Annotated in this window: 24 protein-coding genes; 13 read left to right on the forward strand and 11 right to left on the reverse strand. The window is 66.5% G+C overall.

The genetic code is table 11. The annotated features are described in order from the left end of the window. Positions 1–287 precede the first annotated feature (287 nt). Positions 288–1,529, reverse strand: a complete 1,242-nt coding sequence (gene glgC, locus Q0R23_RS07455) for a glucose-1-phosphate adenylyltransferase (RefSeq protein ID WP_293911822.1) — start codon at positions 1,527–1,529, stop codon at positions 288–290. A 203-nt stretch (positions 1,530–1,732) separates the two neighbouring features. Further along, a complete protein-coding gene (locus Q0R23_RS07460) occupies positions 1,733–2,515 on the reverse strand; it encodes a WecB/TagA/CpsF family glycosyltransferase (protein WP_293911823.1) in 783 nt (260 codons plus the stop codon). 227 nt (positions 2,516–2,742) lie between these two features. On the opposite strand from Q0R23_RS07460, the gene Q0R23_RS07465 reads away from it, so the two are divergent. From Q0R23_RS07465 to Q0R23_RS07490, 6 genes are all read left to right on the forward strand, one after another. Next, positions 2,743–3,417: a Crp/Fnr family transcriptional regulator gene (locus Q0R23_RS07465; RefSeq protein WP_293911824.1), complete on the forward strand. Its 675-nt coding sequence runs from the start codon at positions 2,743–2,745 to the stop codon at positions 3,415–3,417. A gap of 6 nt (positions 3,418–3,423) precedes the next feature. Beyond that, positions 3,424–5,022 carry a bacillithiol biosynthesis cysteine-adding enzyme BshC gene (bshC, locus tag Q0R23_RS07470; RefSeq protein WP_293911825.1) on the forward strand — a complete coding sequence of 533 codons (1,599 nt, stop codon included), beginning with the start codon at positions 3,424–3,426 and terminating at the stop codon, positions 5,020–5,022. Positions 5,023–5,124: 102 nt separating this feature from the next. Continuing rightward, the gene (gene murF / locus Q0R23_RS07475; RefSeq protein WP_293911826.1) at positions 5,125–6,414 is read left to right on the forward strand and encodes a UDP-N-acetylmuramoyl-tripeptide--D-alanyl-D-alanine ligase; all 1,290 of its coding nucleotides are present in this window, start codon (positions 5,125–5,127) and stop codon (positions 6,412–6,414) included. Next, a complete protein-coding gene (locus tag Q0R23_RS07480) occupies positions 6,411–7,235 on the forward strand; it encodes a hypothetical protein (protein ID WP_293911827.1) in 825 nt (274 codons plus the stop codon). The genes murF and Q0R23_RS07480 overlap by 4 nt, the downstream gene beginning before the upstream one ends. A 282-nt stretch (positions 7,236–7,517) precedes the next feature. Beyond that, positions 7,518–8,441 (forward strand): phospho-N-acetylmuramoyl-pentapeptide-transferase, encoded by a 924-nt coding sequence (locus Q0R23_RS07485; RefSeq protein ID WP_293911828.1) that lies wholly within the window; start codon positions 7,518–7,520, stop codon positions 8,439–8,441. 145 nt (positions 8,442–8,586) lie between these two features. Then, complete coding sequence (locus Q0R23_RS07490) at positions 8,587–9,609, forward strand: aldo/keto reductase (protein ID WP_293911829.1); 1,023 nt, start codon at positions 8,587–8,589, stop codon at positions 9,607–9,609. A gap of 16 nt (positions 9,610–9,625) precedes the next feature. Here the strand turns inward: Q0R23_RS07490 and Q0R23_RS07495 are convergent, their stop codons facing one another. From Q0R23_RS07495 to Q0R23_RS07520, 6 genes are all read right to left on the reverse strand, one after another. Further along, positions 9,626–10,108 (reverse strand): DUF1003 domain-containing protein, encoded by a 483-nt coding sequence (locus tag Q0R23_RS07495; protein ID WP_293911830.1) that lies wholly within the window; start codon positions 10,106–10,108, stop codon positions 9,626–9,628. A gap of 90 nt (positions 10,109–10,198) precedes the next feature. Further along, positions 10,199–10,429, reverse strand: coding sequence for a type II toxin-antitoxin system VapC family toxin (locus tag Q0R23_RS07500; RefSeq protein WP_293911832.1), 231 nt, complete (start codon positions 10,427–10,429; stop codon positions 10,199–10,201). Beyond that, on the reverse strand, positions 10,426–10,692 hold the full coding sequence (locus Q0R23_RS07505; protein WP_293911833.1) for a type II toxin-antitoxin system VapC family toxin: 267 nt from the start codon (positions 10,690–10,692) through the stop codon (positions 10,426–10,428). The genes Q0R23_RS07500 and Q0R23_RS07505 overlap by 4 nt, the downstream gene beginning before the upstream one ends. Positions 10,693–10,697: 5 nt before the next feature. After that, positions 10,698–10,943, reverse strand: coding sequence for a type II toxin-antitoxin system prevent-host-death family antitoxin (locus Q0R23_RS07510; protein WP_293911835.1), 246 nt, complete (start codon positions 10,941–10,943; stop codon positions 10,698–10,700). 59 nt (positions 10,944–11,002) lie between these two features. Then, positions 11,003–12,040, reverse strand: coding sequence for a phosphohydrolase (locus tag Q0R23_RS07515; RefSeq protein ID WP_293911836.1), 1,038 nt, complete (start codon positions 12,038–12,040; stop codon positions 11,003–11,005). Between the two features lie 570 nt (positions 12,041–12,610). Continuing rightward, a complete protein-coding gene (locus tag Q0R23_RS07520) occupies positions 12,611–13,399 on the reverse strand; it encodes an enoyl-CoA hydratase-related protein (protein ID WP_293911837.1) in 789 nt (262 codons plus the stop codon). Between the two features lie 365 nt (positions 13,400–13,764). Here Q0R23_RS07520 and Q0R23_RS07525 point away from each other — a divergent pair, with 365 nt between their 5' ends. Both Q0R23_RS07525 and Q0R23_RS07530 read left to right on the forward strand, forming a co-directional pair. Next, complete coding sequence (locus tag Q0R23_RS07525) at positions 13,765–15,060, forward strand: S-layer homology domain-containing protein (protein ID WP_293911838.1); 1,296 nt, start codon at positions 13,765–13,767, stop codon at positions 15,058–15,060. 271 nt (positions 15,061–15,331) lie between these two features. Beyond that, positions 15,332–16,048 (forward strand): hypothetical protein, encoded by a 717-nt coding sequence (locus Q0R23_RS07530; RefSeq protein WP_293911839.1) that lies wholly within the window; start codon positions 15,332–15,334, stop codon positions 16,046–16,048. An 89-nt stretch (positions 16,049–16,137) separates the two neighbouring features. Here the strand turns inward: Q0R23_RS07530 and Q0R23_RS07535 are convergent, their stop codons facing one another. Continuing rightward, on the reverse strand, positions 16,138–16,833 hold the full coding sequence (locus Q0R23_RS07535; protein ID WP_293911852.1) for an ABC transporter ATP-binding protein: 696 nt from the start codon (positions 16,831–16,833) through the stop codon (positions 16,138–16,140). A 393-nt stretch (positions 16,834–17,226) separates the two neighbouring features. On the opposite strand from Q0R23_RS07535, the gene Q0R23_RS07540 reads away from it, so the two are divergent. Beyond that, positions 17,227–18,912, forward strand: a complete 1,686-nt coding sequence (locus tag Q0R23_RS07540; RefSeq protein WP_293911841.1) for a VanW family protein — start codon at positions 17,227–17,229, stop codon at positions 18,910–18,912. A gap of 25 nt (positions 18,913–18,937) precedes the next feature. On the opposite strand, the gene Q0R23_RS07545 is transcribed toward Q0R23_RS07540, so the two are convergent. Continuing rightward, the gene (locus tag Q0R23_RS07545; RefSeq protein WP_293911843.1) at positions 18,938–19,486 is read right to left on the reverse strand and encodes a GNAT family N-acetyltransferase; all 549 of its coding nucleotides are present in this window, start codon (positions 19,484–19,486) and stop codon (positions 18,938–18,940) included. 24 nt (positions 19,487–19,510) lie between these two features. Continuing rightward, the gene (locus tag Q0R23_RS07550; RefSeq protein WP_293911845.1) at positions 19,511–20,509 is read right to left on the reverse strand and encodes a LacI family DNA-binding transcriptional regulator; all 999 of its coding nucleotides are present in this window, start codon (positions 20,507–20,509) and stop codon (positions 19,511–19,513) included. Between the two features lie 205 nt (positions 20,510–20,714). On the opposite strand from Q0R23_RS07550, the gene Q0R23_RS07555 reads away from it, so the two are divergent. The 4 genes from Q0R23_RS07555 to Q0R23_RS07570 all read left to right on the forward strand — a co-directional run. Beyond that, on the forward strand, positions 20,715–21,296 hold the full coding sequence (locus tag Q0R23_RS07555; protein ID WP_293911847.1) for a copper chaperone PCu(A)C: 582 nt from the start codon (positions 20,715–20,717) through the stop codon (positions 21,294–21,296). 10 nt (positions 21,297–21,306) lie between these two features. Next, positions 21,307–21,978 carry an SCO family protein gene (locus Q0R23_RS07560; protein WP_293911849.1) on the forward strand — a complete coding sequence of 224 codons (672 nt, stop codon included), beginning with the start codon at positions 21,307–21,309 and terminating at the stop codon, positions 21,976–21,978. A 74-nt stretch (positions 21,979–22,052) separates the two neighbouring features. Further along, positions 22,053–22,799: a cytochrome c oxidase assembly protein gene (locus Q0R23_RS07565; RefSeq protein WP_293911853.1), complete on the forward strand. Its 747-nt coding sequence runs from the start codon at positions 22,053–22,055 to the stop codon at positions 22,797–22,799. A gap of 280 nt (positions 22,800–23,079) precedes the next feature. Beyond that, positions 23,080–23,322, forward strand: a 243-nt coding sequence (locus Q0R23_RS07570; protein ID WP_293911851.1) for a fasciclin domain-containing protein, incomplete at its 3' end; no start/stop codon positions are given.

A 23,322-nucleotide genomic window follows, 5' to 3' on the forward strand; every position in this document is an offset into this window, starting at 1 on the left:
TGCTGCCAGAGGTGACCGAGGCATTCATACAGTTGACCTTTATTCGTATCATGATCCGGCGACTTGCTGAGTTTGAGCGGGAGAAACAGCTTGAATCAGCAGCCTAGCGGCAGCCTTACGCTTTCCAGACAGTCTCTAAGCTGGTGTCAATAAAACGAGTCTAGGCCATTTGCCGTTGATCCCTCGCCCCTTGCGGGAGAGTCGCAGATCTGCTTGCAGAGGGGAAGGGTGAGGGGGCGACTGGGCCGCGTCCTCGTCCTATGAGTGGGATTCTTTTTAACCCCGTATCAGAACGTATACGCCTTCGGCACCACCACCACGCCGTTCTCGGTCACCGTAAAGCCGCGCGCCCGGTCCTCGTCGAGGTCGTAACCGATGCGGGTGTTGGGCGGCACGATCACGTCCTTGTCGATGATGGTCCGCTTGACCTGGCTGTTGCGCCCGATGTGTACGTTGTCGAACAGCACGCAGTTTTCGACCAGCGAGTACGAGTGGGCATGCACGGCGCGGGCCAGCACGCTGTCACGGACGGTGCCGCCGGAGATGATGGCGCCGCCCGCCATGATGCTGTTGAAGGCCTGGCCGCGCCGCCCGTCGGATTCGTGGACGAACTTGGCCGGGGGCGAGAATTCGCTGCTGGTCCGTAGCGGCCAGGCGGCGTTGTAGATATCGAATTCCGGATTGACGCTGATGAGGTCCATGTTGGCGTCGAAGTAGGCGTCCAGGGTGCCCACGTCGCGCCAGTAGGTGTTGGGGTGGTCCTGGCCCGGAATCGGATTTTTGTGGAAATCGTAGGCCTGCACGCTGTAGCCGTCGGCCAGGGCTCGCGGAATCACGTCCTTGCCGAAGTCGAAGCCCTCCTCGCCGCCGGACATGTTGGTGTCGAGCAGTTCTTCGAGCGCCCGGCGCGAAAAGATGTAGTTGCCCATGCTGGTCAGGCTCACCCCCTCCTGGCCAGGAATGCTGGGCGGGTTTTTGGGCTTTTCCAGAAAATCGGTGACCTTCCACTGCGAATCGATGTGCATGATGCCGAACTGATGGGCCTGCGCTTGGGGCATCGGATAGGCGGCGATGGTGATGTCGGCCCGCGTGTCGATGTGCTGCTGGAGCATGTGCTCGACGTTCATTTTGTAGATATGGTCGCCCGAAAAGATCGCCACGTACTCGGCGTCGTGGTTGTCGATCAGGTGGATGTTCTGGTACACGGCGTCGGCGGTGCCCCGGTACCAGACCGGACCGAGTTCCTCGAAGCGGTACATCTGGGCGGGCACCAACGTGATGAAGTAGTCGCTCAGGAAGGTGCCGAAGCGCCAGCCGCGCTGGATGTGCTCGGTCAGGCTCTGGGCCTTGTACTGGGTGAGCACGTAGATGCTGAACAGGCCGGAGTTGATGAAATTGTTGATGGCGAAGTCGATGATGCGGTACTTGCTGCCGAACGGCACGGCGGGCTTGGAGCGGCGAAGCGTCAGCGGCGACAGGCGCGAGCCCTGACCACCGGCGAGAATCATGCCTAATACGCGTGGCTTCATACGTCCCCCTCTGGCTCCCTTACGTCTGCGAGCTTTTTCGCCCTCAGTCTACCGGGCAAAGTGAGCCGTGGTGCGGGGGATATGTGCAGGCCCTTCACTGTTCGGCTGAGCCGGTACAGATTCCGGCGCCGAGCTACACCAGGCACCGGGCTGGACCAGGCACTGAGCTGCACTAACCACCGGGCTGGACCAGGCACCGGGTCTCAGCCGCCCCGCTGCGTGCGGCGCCCCTCGGAGCGCACCAGCGCCACGAAGCGGGCCAGCCGGGGAGCGCGGCCCCAGCGTTTGCGGTCCCCGGCCACCCGCCAGACCCACTCGACGCCCAGTTTGCGGGTCCAGTCGGGCGCCAGGGCCGCCGTACCCGCCAGCACGTCGATGACGCCGCCGCAGCCGAGCATCACCGGGGCGCCCAGCACCTTGCTCCAGATGTCGCAAAAGATCTCCTGGCGCCCGGCGCCCATGCCGCACAGCAGCAGGTGCGGCTTGCTGGCCCCGACCAGCTCGGCCACCCGCTGATCCTCGTGCGCGGCGAAGTAGCCGTGATGGGTTCCGGCCACCACGACGCCGTAGCGCTCGTGGGCCTTCTGGGCGGCGATTTCGGCCACGCCGGGTTTGGCGCCCAGAAAAAACACCCGCAACTGGTCGCCGTGGCGCTCCATCAGCCCGGTGGCCAGGTCGAAGCCGGGCGCACGCGGCACGTCCTCGTCGAGCAGTTGTTTGGCGGCCCAGACGATGCCCACGCCGTCGGCGGTCACCAGGTCGGCCCGCTGCATCACCGCCGTGAAGGTGCTGCGCCCGCCCGCCGCCACAAGGTCCTCGGCCCGCGCCTGCATGATGAATTCCGGGTTGAGCGTCACCACCGTATGAGGCCGGGGGCGCTCGGCGGCGAGCCAGACGTCCATCCGGTCCAGCGCCTGGGAGAGCGTCACGCTGTCGAGCGGCAATCCCAGCAGCAGCAACCTGGCTTTGGTGACGTAGCCGGTCACCGGCAGGCCCCGCTGGTCAGACCGGCGTGCAAATGGGGAGTCGGCGTTTGGAGCATCGTCAAAGCAGAATACCCATCCCGGAGCCCCCGATGTGCGAATGTGCGCCGGAGCAGGCCACCGGCAGCGTCTGAAACGGCGCCGAAGCCCGGTTCAGGGCCGTAGCATAGCGGCGCTAATGTGCCCTGGACTTCCTTTGGCTCAGGCTCTTCATGAAAATACTAGGTGTCATGTTGCCTGGCTTTCTCGCTGCCCTGCCCGAATCGGCCCGCACCCCTCTGCTGGCCGCCACCCGCCAGCACCAATGGAGCAGGGGCGCCGTCGTCTTGCACGCCGACGACCCCGCCGAGACGCTGTACGTGCTGCAAAGCGGCCACGCCCGGCTCTACCGGCTGGGCAGCAGCGCCCGCGAGATCACCGTCAACGTCCACGGCCCCAGCGAGCTGCTGGGCCTGACCGCCCTGCTCGACGGCGGCAAATACGGCCTCTACGCCGAGGCGATGGACGATATGAGCGCCCTGATGATCGGCGGCGAGGCCCTGCGCGAGCTGATGGGCCGCCATCCCGATCTGAGCGTGGCCCTGAGCACCCAGGTCGTGCGCCAGACCCGCAGCCTGCAAGAGAGATTGGCCCAACTGGTCTTTCTGGAGGTGTCTCAGCGCCTGGCCCTGGCCCTGATCGAGCTGGCCAACGAATCCGGCGAGGCGAGCGACACCCAGATCGCCCTGCGCGGACGCATCTCGCATCAGGACCTGGCGCACGCGGTGGGCAGCACCCGCGAGACCATCACCAAATTGCTGGGCGAGTTCCGGGCCAAGGGCCTGCTCGATCTGGGCTACCGCCGCATCGTGGTCATGGACCGGGGCGGCCTGGAGCGCGCCACCCGGCAACCGCTGGGAAACTGAGCCGAGGTGAGTTCCGGCCCGACCAAAGCGCCCCGACCGCCCCAGAACCTCAGCGACGCCTACCGGGCTGGCCTGCTGGGCGCCTTTTTCGGGCGCAGGCCCGCCGACTTGACTGCCGCCCTGAATGAGCCGCGTGAGCTCGACCGGACGGCCCTGGTGAGCGCCCTGCACGCCTACCACACCGACCTGGGGCTGACGGGGAGCAAAAAACCGGACGCCGCCAGCCGCCAGCTCAGCGAGCAACTCGAACGGCTCTCGCATCCGGCTGCGCGGGTGGTGGTCGCCGGGCAACAGGCCGGACTGCTGCTCGGCCCGGCCTACAGCGTCCACAAAGCCGCCGACGCGGTGCTGCTCTCGCGGCAACTCAGCAGCGACGCCCTGCCGGTGCTGCCGGTCTTCTGGATCGCCAGCCAGGATCACGACGTGGACGAGGTGGCCAGCACCAGCCTGCTGGACTTCTCCGAAACAGAGTTCAGGCCGCGCCTGGAGCTGCCGCGCGGCGGGCCGGTGGGCCGGATCGAGTGGAAAGCGGAGTGGACCGACGACCTGAAGGCGTTGATCGCCGCCTTCGACGCGCCGGAACCCCACAAAGCCAGCGTCAGGGCACATCTGGACTTCGCCTTCGCCGGGAAAACCTACGCCGACGTGTTCGCCCGGCTGATCCACCGGCTGCTCGGCGAGCACGGGCTGATCGTCCTCGACCCGCTGCACCCGGCCCTGGCGGCGCTGATGGCTCCGGCTCTGGCCCGCGAGCTGGAGCGGCCCCTGCTCGGCCCGGAGCGCATCGAGGCCGCCGCCGCCGAGCTGGAACGGCTGGGCTACGTGCCCCAGCTTCGCCGCCCGCCCGGCGCCACCAACCTGTTTATCGAGGAAGCCGGGCAGCGGACCCTGCTGCGTGTGGAGGGCCGTAACTTCGGGGCCGGGCAGACCTACAGCGCCGCCGAGTTGCAAGGCATCCTGGCCCGCGATCCCAGCGCCATCACCCCGGCGGCGGGGCTGCGCCCGGTCATTCAGGACGCGGTGCTGCCCACCGTCGCCTTCGTGGTCGGGCCGGGCGAGCTGGCCTACGCCGCCGAGCTGCGCGGGGTGTACGAGCTGCACGGCCTGGGGCAGCCGGTCTACTGGCCGCGCCTGAGCGTGACCTGGCTCGAACCCAACGTCGCCCGGCTACTGGAGCGCTTCGACCTGAGCGCCGCCGACTTTCAGCGCGACCCGGCAGGCCGTCTGGGCCGCGCCCTGGCGAAGCAGCAGCAGGCTGGGGCGCTCAGTCAGGACCGCCTGAATACCCTCAGCGAGCAGTTCAGCGCCCTGGCGAGCGAGCTGGGCGCCCTCGACCCGACCCTGGTCAGCAGCGTCGAGCGCACCCGCAGCCGCACCCTGGCCCGCCTGGAGCGCCACCGCGAGCAGGGGTTTAAAGCCCTGGCCCGCGCCGAAAACGACAAGGCCGGGCAACTGGACCGCCTCAAGAAGCATTTATTACCTGCCGGGCAGCCCCAGGAACGCGAGATGAACTTCCTGACCTTCCTGCTCAAGCACGGTGACACGCCGCTGAAGATGCTGCTGGAGCAGGAGGCGGGCGCGAGGGTGGAGTTGAAGATTCCGTAGAGGGGCAGTGGAGAGTGGGAAAAGATCGACTCCTAAATCTTCCCACGCCCCTCCCACAAGCCACAGGCCACACGCCACAAGCCGCTCCCTACAATGTCCCCCATGCTCTCCCTCACCCACCTGCCGTTCGCCGCCGCCGTCCACCCACAGGCGCGGCCCGCCCGGCGCCTGACCTGGGATTCCCGCGAGGCTGGCCCGGAGACCGCCTTCGTGGCCCTGCCCGGCGAGGCGATGCACGGCAACCAGTTCGTGCAGCAGGCACTTGACCAGGGCGCCCCCTTCGTCCTGACCGATCTGGACGCGGTGCGGGCCGTGCGCGTGCAAGGCGCCAGAGAAGCCCTCATCGCCTGGGCACGCGCCGAGCGCCGCCACAACCCGCTGGTCATCGGCATCACCGGCAGCGTGGGCAAGACCACCGCCAAGAGTTACGCCGCCGCCGCGCTGGAGGCCCGCTTCATGCCGGTCTACAACACCCTGCCCGCCATCGCCTGCTTTTTGATCGAGCACGGCTGTGGTTCCGAGCCGCTGGTGGTCGAGATGGGCATCGACCGCGTAGGCGAGATGCGCGAACTGGTCGATCTGGTCAGCCCGGACGTGGGCGTCGTCACCGCCATCGGCGCGGCGCACCTGGAGGCGCTGGGCAGCCTGGAGGGCGTGGCGCGGGAAAAGGGTGTGATTCTGGAAGGCGGGAGCGGCCTGGTGTCGGTGCAGGCATCACGATTCTTTCCAAAGTCGGGGTTTCCGAATGTGGAGACTTACGGCTTCGGGGACGCCACCTACGCGGGGGAAAACTTGCAGGTCAACGCCGAGGGCGCTTCCTTCCGCTTCGGGGGCGTGGATGTTCGCCTGCCGCTGGCCTCCACTGTGCAGGCCGAGGCCGCCGTGCTGGGCCTGAGTCTGGCCGCACGCGCCGGGCTGGACCTGGGCGCCGCCGTGAGCCGCCTGGCCGCCGTGAGCGTGCCTGGGGGCCGCTACCGGGTGCTGCCGGGCCGCTACACCGTCATCAACGACACCTACAACGCCTCGCCGCTGAGCATGCAGGCCGCACTGGACGCCCTGAGCGCTTACGGAGGCCGCACCATCAGCGTGCTGGGCCGGATGCTGGAACTGGGACCGGACGAAGCTGAACTTCATGCGCAGGTCGGTGACTACGCCCGTAGCCGCGCCGATCTGCGCTACGGCGTGGGCCAGTTCGCCGCGCTGCTGGGCGAGCGGGCCTTCGCCAGCGTGCCGGAACTGCTGGCCGCATTGAAACCCGAACTCCGAGACGGCGATGTGGTGCTGGTCAAGGCCAGCCGGGGCATCTCGTGGGCGCCGGAGGTGCGCCTTCAGCACGGCGTGGGCTTGGACAGCGTGGTGAGTGAGCTGCTGCGCTGGCGGGGCGATTCGTGAAGCGGGCACTGACGCTGCTGGCCGCCGAACTACTGAGTGGCGGGCTGCTGAGCGCCTGTGCGCCGAACCAGACGACCAGGCAGACGACGAGGCAGACGACGAGGCAGACCGTATCCAGCTCAAGTGCCGCCCTCCCCTTCCAGGCCGACTTCACCGACGCGGGCGTGACCTGGGTGGCGAACGGTCAGGCGTACACGGCGCGGGCGCCCAGCCTGAAGCCGCAGCTCTCGCCGCTGCCCTCAGCCGCCGTGTCTGCCGCCTGGGTGGGCAACGTGGCCTGGGGCGCGCTGCCGGGACCGGGGCTGATCGTCACACTGGACGGGTCGCCCGAAACGCAGAACGTGGGCCGCGCCGCGCGGCTGACCCACACCCGCATCTACCGCCAGGACGGCACCGCCCAGAGTTACGGCGGTGGTCTGTCAGGAGGTGGCGAGGCGGGCGGCGTCCTGGGTTTCCCCGACGCGGCCATCACGGGCGGCGACGGCGGCGAGTATGTGCGGGTCGGGCTCGATCTCTACCAGCCGGGCGCGGGGGCCAGCAGCCCGGCCACCCGGCTCAGCAGCGGCGCCCAGCCGTATCTCTACGCCCTGCCCCGGCGCGGCGCGGCGACGGCCAACGTGCCCACGGTGCAGCTTGATGGCGGCAGCCTGTACCGCCTGACCGGCAGCGCCCTGGAGCGCGTGGACGGCACGGGCCGGGTGCTGACGAGCGTGGCGCACGGCCCCGGCCTGATCGGCGTGGTCGGCGGGCGGGTGGTGACGCTGAGCGCGGCGGGACAGATTCGGGTGTTTCTGGTGGACCTGCGGGAAGTCAGGCCGTAGGAAAAAGCGGGCAGAGGGCGTCCAGAACGAGCTGAAGCTGACATCAGCCTGTCGCCGCCCAGCCGTACCAGGAAAACCCCAGCCGGACCAGGAAGACGAGGAGGCCCGCATTCACCCAGATTTACCGCGCGAGGAAGAAGAGCGAAAAACGTCGGCCCACATGCAGAATTCGCGCCTCACCCTACTGTGCAGAGCATCCGACTCACTTCACGCCCCATGCTACCCTGCCCTCAACGTGCCAAGCCTCTTATTTCCGTCCCACGCGCCCATTTTGGAGCTGCCATGATCCTCACCGGCCTGCTGTCCTGGTTTCTGGTCGGCCTGTTTATTCACGTCTCCAAACTGCGCGGCTGGGGCCAGCCGATTCGCCAGGACGGCCCGCAGACCCATCTGCAAAAGGAGGGCACGCCCACGGCGGGCGGCGTCGCCTTCATCGCGGCGTTTTTGCTGGCCTGGCTTATCTATTTCGTGATCCGGCCCAGCGGCCTGCCCGAAGACCGCAGCCGCGAGGTCATGATCGTGCTGGCTGCCATCGGCATGGGCCTGATCGGCCTCGCCGACGACTTTCTGAAAATTCGCTCGCGGATGGTCGGCGGCAAAAAGGAACTGCTGGCCCGCGAGAAATTTCCGCTTCAGGTGCTGGTCGGCGGCGTGTTCGCCTACTTCGCCGCGCCGCTCTCGTCGCATGTCCTGTTTGCCAGCCTCGGCCCCGGCTGGGACGTGGTGCTCATCACGCTGGTGCTGGTCGCCGCCGTCAACGCCTTCAACTTCACCGATGGCCTCGACGGGCTACTGGGCGGGGTCAGCCTGATCGTGCTGCTGCCGTTCCTGGGCGTCTCGCCTGCCGCGCTACTGCTCGTCGGCGCGGTGCTGGGCTTCATGTGGTTCAACGCGCATCCGGCCCGCGTCTTCATGGGCGACATGGGCTCGCACGCGCTGGGGGCGGTGGCGGCGGGCGTGTACGTCCTCTACGGCGATCCCTGGCTGCTGCCGGTGGCGGCGATCATTCCGGTGGTGGCGGTGCTGAGCGTCATTATTCAGGTCGTCTCGTTCAAAACGACGGGCAGGCGCGTGTTCAAGATGAGCCCCATTCAGCACCACTTCGAACTCAGCGGCTGGAAGGAAACCCAGGTGACGGTGCGCTTCTGGGTCATCACGGCGCTGGCCACGGCGGCGGCCTGGGCGCTGATGGGCGGGCAGTGGTGAGGGGGCTTGTGGCGCGTGAGACGAACGGGTCGAGCCCACGCGCTCCCCTCACCTTCACCAATTCCCTACCGAGGCGCCTGACCGCTAGCCAAGCAGACCCGACGCGCTCAGACTCCGGGGCGAATTCAACCCCGGAGGAATACCCATGACCACTTACCGTCCATTAGGCCGCAGCGGCCTGCACCTGTTTCCCATCGGCCTGGGCAGCATGCAGTTCGGCTGGAGCGCGGGCGAGGACACCGCCTTCGAGATCATGGACGCCTACCACGCGGCGGGCGGCAATTTCATCGACACCGCCGACATCTACACCATCTGGACGCCCGGCAACCCCGGCGGCGTCTCGGAAGAAATGATTGGGCGCTGGATGAAGGCGCGGGGCAACCGCAGCGACGTGGTGGTGGCGACCAAGGTGCGCGGCCCGATGGGCGAGGGCGGCAACCAGGGCCGCGCCACCGTGCATCAGCGTGAGGGATTGTCACGAAGATGGATCATCAAAGCCTGTGAAGACAGCTTGAAGCGCCTCCAGACAGACCATATCGACCTGTACCAGACGCATTTCATCGACCCGCACACGCCTATCGAGGAAACCCTCTCAGCGCTGAGCGAACTGGTGCAGCGCGGCTACGTGCGCTACATCGGGTGCAGCAATTACAGCGCCTGGCGCCTGATGGAGTCTCTCTGGACCAGCGACAGCAAGGGCCTGGAAAGCTTCGTCAGCATTCAACCGGAGTACAGCCTGCTCTCGCCCACGCGGGCCAACTTCGAGCGCGAGTTGCAAAACGTCTGCGTGCAGTACGGCGTCGGCATCGTGCCCTGGAGCCCGCTGGGCGGCGGCGTGCTCACCGGCAAGTACAGGCGCGGCCAGGCGCTGCCCGACAGCATCCGGGCCGACGAGAACGCCCGGCGACGCTTCTCCGACCAGAATTTCGACATCGTGGAAAAGCTGGGTGAGATCGCCGCCCGCTATGAGGGCGCCGTGCCCGCCCAGGTCGCCCTGGCCTGGATGCTGGCCCAGCCGGGCATGACCGCCCCGATCATCGGCGCCAACTCGGTGACGCAGTTGCAGGAACTGCTGGGCACAGTGGAGTTGACCTTGAGCGCCGACGAACTGAGCGAGATTTCGCAGGTCAGCGACTGGGAGCGGGCGAGGACGGATCTGGAGAATTGAGCGCGGGCAACACGGTTCAGAGAGATTCACGCGGAAGTTCAGCCGGGCCTTCCAACAGGTCCAGTCGTCTGCCGAGGCGCTCCAGTTGGCTGGTTAGATCGGCCATGACCTCGTTTTGCGCTTCCAGATGGCGCAGCACCACGATCAATTCAGATTCGGCCTTGCAGTTCACGACGTAATCCTCGTGGGCCTCCAGGCGGTCACGCAGCACCTGGCGCGACTGACTCATCATAATCATAGGCGCGGTGTAAGCAGCTTGCAGCGAGAGCAGCAGGTTCATAGCGATGAAGGGATACGGGTCCCAGTGGCGCACGCTGGGCAAGGCATTGAGCACCGCCCACAGCACCAGCAGCCCTGACTGCCCGATGATAAAGCCCCACGACCCGACCCGTCCGGCGATCCAATCAGCGGCGCGTTGCCCGAACGACAGCCGCTCTTCGAGCAGTTCGTTGATGTTCTGGACCGGTGGATGCGCCGGATGACTCAGCGGTAGATGCATGACGACCAGCCTAACACCCAGGCCGTGCCTGGCCTCACCACGCCGTCAGTGGCTCTCCACGCCCATCCCCCTTCATCTGAGCTTGACAGCTTACGCGGGAATGATTTGCACGTTGTAAGCGGCGAAGCGCTCATCCCGCGTGACGATCATCAGGCTTTCAAGTTGGGCCTGCACGATCAGCAGCCGGTCAAACGGGTCGCTGTGGTGCGTGGGCAGATGCTCCACCGCCAGGGCATGTTCGGCGGTGATGTTCAGCGGCGTAAACCTGTCGGGCTCCAGGCCCTGCAAGTAATCGCCCTGCACGTCTAGAGCAGATGTCATAAAAAGGGTCTTTTTATGACCGAGCGGAGCGAGTAGTTTTGACTGAGCAGGACGCAGAATGGAGGCGCGGGGAGGCTGTTTTCCCCGTGGAGTAATTCGGAGTACTGCTCTAGTTTGCCCAGGCCGCGCTTGATGGCGGTTTCCCAGGCGGTCACGGCGCTCACGAACACCTCGTTCTGACCGTCCGTGATGGCCTGCCGGGCCGCCGCCGACAATCTGGAGTCAGTGCCGAACGTCCAGATCAGAACGTGTGTATCGAGCAACAACCTCAACCGCGCCGCCCCTCGAATTCCGCGAGCCAGTCGGCAGGCAACTCACCGAAATCCTCGGCGATACGGACCTCACCAGTCCAGATTCGCACGCTCAGATCACGCGGACGGGTGTCGCGCTCGTAGGGCACCAGTCTGACCAGCGGCTTGCCGTCTTTATTGATGACCACATCACCGCCCGCGAGCGCCTGGTCGATCAGCGCCGAGAGCCGAGCTTTGGCCTCGGCCACATTGGTCGTGGTCATACTCCGTAGTCCTCCCACGTCGATTATGGTCAGTTCTGGTCAGACCTTCAACTTATCTCTCAGTGGCTCTCCACGCCCACCGGTCCACTCGCGGCCTCGGCGGCTTTGGCCTGCGCGTCCTTGACGCCCACGTCCACCGTCTGACCGCCTTCGAGGTCCACCACGAAATGATCGCCGTCGAGGCGCACGCGGGTCACGATCTGGGCGTCGCCTTCCTCGCGGGTGTGGGCACGCAGCTCCACGTAGCGCGAGAGCGGCGTGCGCATCACCTTGGGCGCCAGCACTTCCTCGACCTGAAAGATTCCGCCGGAGTTGTTCATGGTCACGTCGATCAGCACCGGCCTGGACACGCCGCGCTGAATGACCACCTGATCGACGGCCAGGGCGCTGATCGAGTGGATGTCCACGCTGCCCAGCGCAAAGGCCTTGCGCCCGCGCCCCTTGGTGATGTCGGTGCCGTCGGCCACGGCGGTAATGCCGCCCTCGATGGTCAGCGGCGGCGGATTGAGGTCGTGGCAGTTGATGCAGCCCAGGATGAAGCTGCGGACCTTGGTGCGTTTGAACACGTCCGGGTAGATCGGCGCCAGAACGCGCTCCACAATCGGCAGGGCCAGCGCGACGCCGTGCTGCTCGTGGGCGGCCCGGTGGACCTGATTGCCGATGTCGTGGAGCATGGTGCCCAGGATGACCACCAGATACACGTCGTCGGTGTCGCCCACGCCGGATTCGATCACGTCGGGCCGGACGCCGCCCTCCAGCAGCAGCTCCAGAATCGCCAGGCTGGCCGCGCCGGTGATGAAGGCGTGGACCCGCCCGTGGTCGTTGTAGCCGAGTTTGCGCATGGTGATGAAGTTGGCCATGTCCCAGCAGGCCAGCGCTTCGGGGTCGGTATGCAGCGCCTGGTAGGCCGCCAGCGCACGCGGAAACGGCGCCAGGTCGGCCTGAATGGCCCGGTTGGCCTCGTCGATGAGTTTGGCGCGGGGCGTGGCGAATTCGGGCGGGCGATCCGACTGGCCCGCCGGGGAGCGGTCCCGGCGCGGCTCCACGTCTTGCAGGGCGCCGCCGCTGAGGTTGAGGGTAAATTTCTGGTCGGTCATGGGCAAAGCGGGAGGGGTGTCAGCATGGGATGGGTGTCAGCATAAGGCCGTGTCTCCGGAACGGATGCGGGAAGGCGAAAAGGCCAGGTGCGTCATGGCCCGAAGTCTACGCCTGAGCGGAACGAAGGCGACTCCGCCGGTCCTGAGTATCGGAGCGGGGCGCCTGGTACGGCGTTTTGCCCGCGCTGGATGGCCTTTAGACCGCCGCAGAACAACCATCTACCCCTGCGACCCACAACCCAACGCCCTCACTCCCCCTGGACTCATACGGGATTAAAATGAGTTCAGGCCATTTGCCTTCAGAGCAGTACTCTGAATTACGCCACGGGGAAAACAGCCTCCCCGCGCCTCCATTCTGCGCCTTGCTCAGTCAAAACTACTCGCTCTGCTCGGTCATAAAAAGGGTCTTTTTATGACATCTGCTCTAGTCCCTCGCCCCCTGCGGGAGAGGGAGTAGTAGACCTGCCCAGCAGAGGGAGCCGCAACGCGGCGCAAGGGTGAGGGGACCACCAAGCGGCGTTCCCGCTTCATGCACGCGATTCTTTTTAATTCCGTATCACCCCCCTGGACTCACTCCCCCTGGAACTTGGGTTTGCGCTTGGCCAGAAAGGCCGCCGTGCCCTCCCTGAAATCCTGGGTGGACACCGCCATACCGAACAGATCGGCCTCGATTTCCAGCCCTTCCTCCAGGCTACCGCTCAGGCCGCGCCGCACGGCTTCCTTGACGAGCGACAGGGCAATCGGGGCGTTGGCGGTCATCATCTGGGCGACCTCACGGGCTTTTTCCAGGGCGTCGGGCGCCAGATAATTGATGAGGCCGAGTTGCAGGGCTTCCTCGGCACCGACCTGGCGGCCCGTCAGCATCAGGTCGAGCGCCCGGCCCGGCCCGATCAGGCGGCTCAGGCGCTGGGTGCCGCCGTAACCGGGCAGCAGCCCCAGGGTGACTTCCGGCATCCCGAACCTGGCGCCCGGCGAGCCGATCCGCACGTCGCAGGCCAGCGCCAGTTCCAGACCAGCCCCCAGCGCGTAGCCGCCCACGGCGGCGATGGTCGGAAACGGCAGCGAGGCGATCTCGTGCATGACGTTCTGGCCGCCCAGCGAGGCCTCGCGCCCGGAGTACACGCCGTCGAGCCGGGCGAGTTCGGTGATGTCGGCGCCTGCGGCGAAGGCCCGCTCGTTGCCGGTGATAATCAGCGCAAAGACCTCCACCGTCTCGGCCACGGCTTCGACGGCCTCGGTCAGCTCGATCAGCATCTCGCTGCTCAGGGCGTTGAGGGCCTGCGGGCGGTTGAGGGTCAGGATGGCCAGGTCGCCGTGCTGATCCAGGGTCAACGTATTGAATTCGAGTTCATCGAGCATGCTCCATCCTGGCATACGGGGGCGCGGGTGAACACTAAAACCGCCTCTGCGGACCGCTTCACCGCCGACATTCACATGAGAGGATTCATATGACTTTTCTCATCTCCCATCAGATTCAGGGGCGCCGGGTGTTTCTCATCTGCGAAGTGCTCAAGGCGCACTCAACGGCGTGTCAGCGCTCTCATCCAGAGTCGCCGAAAACCGTGGGCGAGTGCTAACGACAACCTGAGCGTGAAAAAAGCTGGCAAAAACAAGCCGGAGAGCCAACGCCACTTGTCAGGCGATTCACAAGCCCCTCACGGATTATGCCTACGGTGAGAGGCGAGATCGTGAGCTGAGAAGCGGAGCGACGCTAAGGAGATCAAATGCGTAACAAGTACCTGATGATTGCCGCGACGATGGCCCTCGCCCTGGGTGTGGCCTCGGCCCAGACCGACCCCAACGTGGCGCCGCCCCCCGCTGACGAAACCGCTACCCCCACCACCACGGCCACCCCCGCCGCTGCGGTCACCAACTTCACCGACATCCCGGCGGGCCACTGGGCCAAAGACGCCGTGGACTTGATCGTCAAGCGCGGTCTGATCCAGGGCTTCCCCGACGGCACCTTCCGGGGCAGCGAGAACCTGACCCGCTACCAGGCGGCGCTGATCTTCGCCCGTCTGCTCCAGAGCGGCGGCCTGAGCGCCCCAGCGGCGGGCCTGAGCGCCACGGACCTGGCGACCATCACCAAGGGTATTCAGGACGTGGCCACCGAACTCGCCGCCCTGAGCAGCCGCGTGGACGACCTGGAGAAAGCCAGCACCGCCCAGCAGGCCAGCATCACCGCGCTCGAAACCCAGATCGCCGGGCTCAGCGGCGGCACCAGCACCGCCGACACCGCTGCCATGACCGCCCGCATCGACGCGCTGGAGACGGCCATTCAGAACATCCCGGCCCCGGCTGAAGGTCCGGCAGGCCCGGCGGGTGCCGACGGCGCCGCTGGCCCGGCAGGTCCGGCTGGCCCGGCGGCCAACGTCGACGCCCTGACCGCCCGCGTCACGGCCCTGGAAGCCCAGGCTGCCGCCCCGGCGCCCAGCACCAGCACCACGACCACGGTGGACACCACCACCGCCGCCGCCCCGACCACCGTGGTCGTGGGTGACAGCCCCGATACCACCATGATGGCCGCGCCGGAAGGCAACAGCGGTCTGTACTTCGGCATCACCACCGCCGCCGTGTTCAGCGGCGCCAAAGGCACCGTGTTTGGCCGCAGCGTGCCGTTCGTCAGCGACTTCGGCGCCACCGTCGGCGCCAGCAACGTCCTGTTCGGCCTGGGCGTGCGTGCCAACGTCGATTACCGCTTTGCCGACAAGACCGTGCAGGGCGACGTGAACGCCATCTACACCATCGGTAATGGCCGCTTTGCGCCCTACGTCGGCCTGGGCGCCGGACTGGTCAGCAGCACCAGCCGCACCACCCCTGCCAACAAGGCCAGCGACTACTACATCAACGGCGTCGTCGGTGTGGAGTCCAAGCTGATCGGCGGCATCAGCTCGTTCGCCGAGTTCGACGGCAAGTACTACCTCAGCAACAAGGGCGTGGGCACCAACAGCACCTCGGCGGTGACGACGGCCCGCACCTTCTCGCCCGCCATCAAGCTGGGCCTGAAGTACTACTTCTGAATCTGACACTACTTCTGAATCTGAGTTGCCAAGTCTGAGTCAATGATCGCCGGAGCGCCGCCCAGCAGTGGGGGCGCTCCGGTTTTTATTGACCTGACCTGAGTTCGTACCCGTCGGCGCACAGAACGCACCGGACAACACATCAAAGCTGAGCTGCGCCTCTCACCTGCGCTCTCTAGGCTGGATGCTCAGACCCGTCCAGATTCGGACCCGTCCACATTCAGACCCGTCCAGATTCAGACCCGATAGTCACGCACCACGGAGGCCCATCATGACCACCCACCCGCCCCGCACCGCCCGCCCGGCGCTGACCGGCCTGCTGATCCTGAGCCTGTGCAGCAGCCTGGCCGCCGCGCAGACCAACCAGGCCCAACCGGTTCAGACCCCGCCAGTCCAGACACCGCCAATTCAGACACCCACCAACATAGCGCCCACCAACACGGCGCCCACCAATACAGCACCGACCAACATTGCGGCCCCGCTGCCGACTACGCCGCCTGTGGCGCCCGTGGCGCCGAACACCAGTCGGCTCTACGCCGGATTCAGCGTCGCACCCTCGCTGAGTGGTGGCGGTACGGCCTACGGCATCGTGGTCGGCAGCACCCAGGTCTTCAGGTCGTTCGGGGCACAGATCGGCGTGGACTACGACACCAGGGCCGCCGCCCTCTCGGTGGACGCGCTGGTGCTCTACCGCCCGCTGCTGAGTGGCAGATTCAGCAAACTGCTGCCATATGCCGGAGCCGGAGTGGGCCTGACCAGCAGCCCCAGTAGCGCACTGGCCGACCCCAGCAAGCCCGCCACCGATCCGGTCAACCTGGGCAAAACCGCCACCGACTACGCCGGGCAATTCGCCGCCGGAGGCGATTACCTGCTCACCGACTCGATCACCGCAGGCGCCGAGGTCAGTTACCGCGCACCGTTCAGCAACAAAGGTGTGGCAGCGGGCGAGGGCCTTCGGGCACGGGTGGGCTTGAAGTTTTTGTTCTGAGATCGTTGTTGCGAGAGGGACGAATTCAAGCTAAAAATTCGTCATCACGTTGATGGAATTAGCCCTGCCAGGCTCGGCTACCAACGCGCTCAAGGCACCACTCGCCCGTCGAGCAGATCGATTCTGCGGTCAGCCAGTCCGGCCAGTTCGTCGTCGTGGGTGACCAGCAGCACGCCGGAGCCGTACTCGCGGGCCAGGCCGATCATCAGTTGGGCGACCTTGCGGGCGTTGGCGCGGTCCAGGCTGCCGGTGGGTTCGTCGGCCAGCAGGGCAGCCGGGCGGGCCACCAGGGCGCGGGCCACCGCCAGGCGCTGACGTTCGCCGCCGCTGAGGACTTCGGGGTACTCGTGGCCGCGCCCGCCCAGCCCGACCTGTTCGAGCAGCCCCAGCGCCCGCTCGGTCAGGTCGCTGCCCAGGATCATGCCGGGCACCCGCAGATTGCCCAGCAAAGTGAGGTCGGGCAGCAGATAATGGTGCTGAAAGACCAGCCCCAGCGAGCGTACCCGCCGCCTCGCTCTGGCCTCGGTGCCGAGGTTGTCGATCCGCACGCCTTCCCAGTAGACGGCGCCGGAAGTCGGCTGACCCAGGCCACCCAGCAGGTGCAGCAGCGTGCTCTTGCCGCTGCCGCTCGGCCCGGTGACGGCCACCACCTCGCCGCCTGCCACCTCCAGCGAGACGCCGTGCAGCACCGCCGTGGCCCCGAAGGCGTGGCTGAGGTCGGCGGCGCTCAGCACGGCCAAGGCGGGAAGCTGGGCAGACGCGACCGGAGCAGAAAACTGAAGAATAGGCGGCACGGCGCATGCTAGCAGGCCAGGTGCAGGCAACAGCGCCCGCCGAACGGCAACACAGATGAAGGCACCCTGGCTCCGGTAGAGGTATGCTGAGTACGATGCTCACTTGAGTGCCGCGTCTGAGTGCTGCGTCTGGGTGCCGCGTCTGGGTCAATGTCAGGTCTGGGCGAAATGTCAGGAACCTCACCTCCAAGTCGCGTTGCCAGTGTGCCATCATGAACTGGAGCCGAGCAGACGGGTCCGGCGAGAGCGTCCTTCAAAGCCGCACCACACGGCGCCGAGCGAATCTGAACATCAGCGAACACTGAATCTATCCGACCAAACAGATCAAACCTGAGCGCGACCTAGGGGTGGAGAACGACCTTGAGCACTGTGAATTTGAAGGCTATGAAACCGTGGATCATCAGCCTGGCGGCGCTGGGCGTGCTGGGCGGCGCCCTGGCGCTGGGCGTGGCCGCCAACGAGGGCAGCCTGCCCGCCCAGACCAGCGTGGGCGACATCGACGTCAGCGGGCTCGACCAGGTGGCCGCCGTGGCCAAAGTCAGGGCCGGACTGGCCCGCTCGCCCCAGATCGATGTCAGCGCCGGGCCGCGCCACTGGCTGCTGAGCGCCGACAAACTCGGTTACGCCGTGGACGCCGAGCGCAGCGTGGCCGCCGCCTTCACCGAGGCTCACAACCGCAGCCTGGTCGAAAAGGTCGAGGACCTGGCCGGGCAGAGTCCAGCCATGAGTTTCCCGCTGAAGGTCAGCCTGGACGCCGCCGTGGCCCGCAAGGCCCTGAGCGCCCTGACCAGCGACCTCAACACCGCGCCCAGGAACGGCAAGATCATCTTCGGCAACGCCCGCTACAGCGTGACGCCCGATTCGCCCGGCCAGAAGATCGACGTGGAGGCGGCGGCCACCGCGCTGGCGGCTGATCCCAGCCTGCGCGCCGTGGCGCTGGAACTCACCACCTGGGACGCCGAGAACACCGCTGCCGAGCTGCAACTGCTGGCCGACAGGGGCAACGCCCTGCTGCGCCCGCTGAGCGTCCAGCTCGGCGACAGCGGGCATACCGGGGTGCTCAGCGCCGTGCAAGTCGCCAACCTGTTCTGGATTCGCGCGGGCGGCCTGGAACTCGACGAGGCGGCCCTGAAAGGCACGCTCAAGTCGCTCAGCGGCTACCTGGACCAGCCTGCCCAGAACGCCCGTTACCAGGCGCAGGGCGCTGGCCTGATCCGCGTCAGGGAGCAGGTCGGGCTGATGACCGACCAGGTAAGCGCGCTGAAGGTGCTGGGCGCGGCGGTGCTCGATCCGCTGGTCCGCAGCGTGACGCTGCCGAGCAAGGTGGCTCAACCGGCCATCACGGTAGCGGCGCTGCCCGACCCCAGCAAGCTGAGCCTGATTACCACCGGGGTCAGCACCTATTACCACTCCAGCCCGGCCCGGCGCAGCAACGTCGCCAACGCGGCGGCCAAAATCGACGGCGCCGTCATCGCGCCCGGCGGCGTGTTCAGCTTCCTGAGTACCCTGGGCGGCATCAGCGCGGGCAACGGCTTTGTCAGCGGCCTGATTATCAGCGGCGGGCGCACCGTGGACGGCCTGGGCGGCGGGGTCTGCCAGGTCTCCACCACCACCTTCCGGGCGCTGTACCAGTCGGGAATGCCCATCGTGGAGCGCAACCAGCACTCCTACCGGGTCGGCTACTACGAGCCCCGCGTGGGCTTCGAGGCCGCCGTCTACGATCCGGGTGTGGACCTCAAGATGAAAAACGATACCGGCGGCCCGGTACTGATCCGCACGGTGAACCGCAACGCCCGCAGCACCCTGGAGGTCCAGATCTGGGGCCTGCCCCAGCGCCGCACGGTCAGCGTCTCGCGGGCCACCATCCTGGCCAGCACGCCGCACCCGGCGCCCAAGTACGTGGTCAACCCGAAGCTGCCACGCGGGGCCTTCAAGCAGGTCGACTGGGCCGCCGACGGTTTCAACCTGTTCATTACCCGCACCATCCGCGACGCGGGCACGGTGCGCAGCGATCAGGTCAAGACCATCTACAAGCCCTGGCAGGCGGTCTTCGAGCGCGGACCGAGCTGAAGCGAGCATTCAATCTTGCTGGCCTTCACCTGGCCAGATCAGACGAGTAGCGGCGGTCCGCCAGCACCACCGAGGTCTCGACCTGCCGGGCCGGGATGTTCCAGAATTTGCCCAGCAAGGCGGTTTTTTCGTCGTCCGGCACCAGTGAAAATCCGTGTTTCTGATAAAAGCGAACGGCCCACTCCGCCGCCGCCCAGGTGCCGATCAGGATGGGCTTGCTCGTAGTCGTGGTCAGTGCGTGCAGCAACTGCGTGCCGACGCCCCCGCCCCGGCGCCGGGTGCTCACGTAGGCGTGGCGAATCAGCGCCACCTCGCCCCGGTCCTGAATGCCCATCACGCCGATGATCTGGTCGTCCTCAGACTGATCAGCCCCAGACTGATCAGCCCCAGACGGATCGGCCTCGGTCCAGCAGGTGAACTGCACGCCCTCGGCCACCTGGGTCTTCAGCTCGTCCCAGCTCATGTACGGCTCGCTCCAGCGGTCCGCCGGGATGACGCCCCGGTAAGCCTGCGCCGCGTCGTTGATGACCGCCTGAATGGCGGCTAAGTCGTCTGGTGTCGCCGGTCTGATCATCTGTTCCTCCTGAATGGGCAGAGCTTACATGTCCCCGGTACTGGCCCGCAGCACCAGCCGGGGCTCGAAGGTGCGCACGCGGGGCGGGCCGCTGTAGCCCGACAGGCGCGAGAGCAGCAGCGTGGCGGCCTCGTAGGCCATCGCCTCGACCGGCTGGTGCAGCGTGCTCAGGCCCCGCGCCTGCGCCCAGGGCTGGTCGTCGAAGCCCAGCACCTTGAGGTCGCGGCCCAGCACCAGGCCCCGCGCCGCCGCCTCGTCGAGCAGTCCTCCGGCCAGCAGATCGGCGGAGGCGAAGACGGTGGCCGGAAACTGGGCGTGGTCGAGCAGTTGACCCGCCGCCGTGCGGGCGGCCTGGGCGTCGAAGGAGCTGAGCGACTCGCCCACCAGCGCCCGGCCCGCCGCCGCCAGAGACTGCAAAAAGCCGCTGCGCCGCTCCTCGAACACGCGGGAGGTAAACATCTGGTCGAGTTCGGTCTCGACCCAGATGGCGTAGATGAAGCCCGGCTGCTGGGCGGCAAACTGCCCGGCCAGCACGCCGCCGAGGTGGTTGTCCATGCGGGCGCAGTCGACACCCTCGGCGTAGGCGTCGACCAGCACCGTCGGTTGATCGCGCAGCCGGTTTTCGCTGAACATGCCGGTCAGGTTATAGGTGGCCATCACCAGCCCGTCGGCCTGATACGCCAGGGTGTGGCTGCCCAGGTAGCGCTCCAGCCGGGCGCGGTCGAGCAGCGGAAAGATGGCCACGTCGTAGCGGGCTTCCTGAAAGGCCGCCTCCAGACCGTTGAGCAGCCGCACGTAGAACTCGGTGGTCACCACCGGCAGCAGCACGCTGATGGTGTAGGATTTGCCGCCCGCGATACGCCGGGCGTGCGGGTTGGGCGTGTAATCGAGGTCGCGGATGACGCCCAGCACGGTCTGGCGGGTCGTGTCACGCACGGCGGCGTGGTTGTTCAGGACCCGTGAGACGGTGCCCACGCCGACGCCTGCGCGCCGCGCCACATCCTGAATCGTAGGTTTTTGCATTGGGGGCAGTCTAGAGCATGAGCTGGAACCGCTTCACCGGAGCTTTATCCGGCCACGGCGGCCCCGGTCAATGTGGCCTGACGGACTTCAGGCAACCGGGGACAAACACCCGCACCGAGACGCGCAGAATGGGGGGGGTCTGATCCCCTACCAGCCCGTCGGCTCGACCCCGGCCAGGCAGGTCAGCCCGCCGGAGGCCGCCCCGATGAAGATTCGATCTATTGCCCTGACGCTGGTGCTCAGCGCTGCCCAGTTCAGTTCGGCACAGTCCAGCTCAGTACAGTCCAGTTCAGCCCAGTCCAGTTCAATACAATTCAGCTCAGTACAGTCCAGCACGACTCAGGCGACGCCCGGCATGAAGATGCCCGCCGCGAGTGCCAGAATGGCAACCCAATTAGCCCCCTCGGTGCAGGTCAGCGGGCTGTACGTGGCCGCCGTGCCCAGCGTCGCCACCGAAAGCGCCGCCTACCTGACGCTGAAAAATACCGGCAAGACGGCCCTGATTCTCACCGGCGTCAGCAGCCCGGCGGCCAGGGTGGGCATGCTGATGACCATGAAGCGCATGGGGGCGCCAGGCAACGCCCTCGACATGACCGCCATGAAGATGGTGACAGACTTCGCGCTCAGGCCGGGGCAAAGCCTGACCTTCGCGCCCAGCGGGGCACACCTGATGCTCAGCCGACTGACCGGGCCGCTGTCAGTCGTGGGCCAGACCGTGCCGATCACCCTGAACTTCAGGGGCGGCGCGGTGCTCAGGCTCGCGGCGCCGGTCAGGCGGTTGCAGTGAAAGGGACCGCTTGACCTCCCAGGCGCCTGAGTCCGTGCAGGACAGCCCGCCGATCACGGTGCGGCCCTGGTACGTCTCGCTGATCTTCGCGTTGATCGCGGTGGCCGCGCTGCTGGGCGGGGTCTGGCTCTACGCCCGGATTCAGAACCCGTTTCCCTACTACGGCACCACCTACACGCCGCCCCAGACGGCGCCCGCCTTTTCCGGCAGCGATCAGGACAGCCGGGCGTACACCTTTGCGCCGCAGGGCAAGACCACCGCGCTGTTTTTCGGCTTCACGCACTGCCCAACCATCTGTCCGCTGACCCTGACCTACCTCGACAAAGTACGGGGGCGCCTGAGCCCGGCGCAACAGAAAGACTTCCAGATCGTCTTCGTCAGCATCGACCCTGAGCGCGACAGCCCGGCGCAGCTCAAGTCGTATGTCGGTTTTTTCGGCACCTCGCCCGCCTCGAAGATGCTGGGCGTGAACGTGCCGGAGCCGCAACTGGCCGCCGTCGCCCGCAGCTACGGCGCGGGCTACAGCAGGGCCGATACGGGGAGCAAAACGGAGTACCAGATGAACCACACCACCGCCACCTACCTGATCGACCGCCGTGGGCAACTGAGACTGCTGTGGGACTACACCCAGCTTTCCAACCTGGAGCGCGTCCAGGCGGATATTCAGGAGGTGATGCGGTGACGGGTGATGCGGTGAGCGGGCTGGGCCTGGCGCCGAGCCTGGGGCAACTGCTGGCGCTGCGCTTCGATCCGCTGATGTGGCTGCTGATTCTGGGGCTGGCGGCGGCCTACTTCGCGCCGTTTTTCAGGAGTCGGCGCACCAGTACCACCTGGCCGGTGTGGCGGGCCGTGCTGTTCGGGCTGGGACTCGTGTGCCTGTTGCTCGCCACCCAGAGCCGGGCCGTCACGGTGACGCAGGCCAGCATGGCGCTCTACATGGGCCGCCTGATGGTGCTGGCCGAACTGGTGCCGCCGCTGCTGGTGCTGGGGCTGCCGCTGCACCTGAAGCTCAGCCAGAGTTCATGGCCGGGCCGCGCCCTGGGCTTCATCCTCGATCCCTGGGTGGCGCTGGCCTTGTGGAGCGCGATTATCATCTTCTGGAACGTTCCGGCGGGTTTCAACGCCAGTATCGTGACCAACACGGCGGGGGCGCTGCTGCCTGCGCTGTACCTGATCGGCGGAATGCTGGTCTGGACGGTGGTGCTGCGGCCACTGCCGGGCATCCAGGGGCGCAGCATGGGCAACCGGGGCTGGTTCGGGCTGCTCTCCAGCCTGCCGATGATGGCGGTGGCGGCGGTCTGGCTGTACTCGCCCAGCGTGCTGTACTCGCCCTACGTGGGCGCGCTGTGCCTGTGGAACCTGACCCCGCTACAAAATCAGGCCATCAGCGGCTGGATCATGGCGCTGGCGGGGCTGCCGACCATGAGCCTGGCCTTCGTGCAACTGTTCGCCTGGCTCATCGAGCTGGCCGACAGCGGCACCCAGCCGCCCAGCGCGACTTGAATGGTCAGCGCGACCTGAACGGTCGGTGCGAGCCGCGCTGAAACAATTGAATGAAACCACACAGTCGGGTTTCATATTTCCGATACGTCTCGAATGTAGTATCTGGATTAGCAGGTCAAATCAATATTCAGGTCGTCAGCTTCAGAATTGTCGGCTGTTGATTTGTATGCACTATAAATGACAGGGTATTGCAGGAAAAGTTATACATTCGTCTGACAATGGTGCTTTAAGATCGAGTTGGCGAGGTATGCACCACCAGTGCGGCCTCCAAGGAGAACATATGTCCAGCAAACTGATGACCATGACGGCGCTTCTCTCGGCCCTGACCCTCAGCTCGGCCTTCGCCCAGAGCGGCACCATCGCCGACGCGGTGAGCAAGGATCCCCAGTTCAGCACCCTGCTGGCCGCCCTCAAGATCGCCGGACTCGACAAGACGCTGGCGGGCAAGGGGCCGTTCACGGTGTTCGCGCCCACCAACGCCGCCTTCGCCAAGGTGCCCAAAGCCGCCCTCACCGCGCTGCTG

Source organism: Deinococcus sp. (genome assembly GCF_025362455.1).
Classification (GTDB): Bacteria; Deinococcota; Deinococci; order Deinococcales; family Deinococcaceae; genus Deinococcus.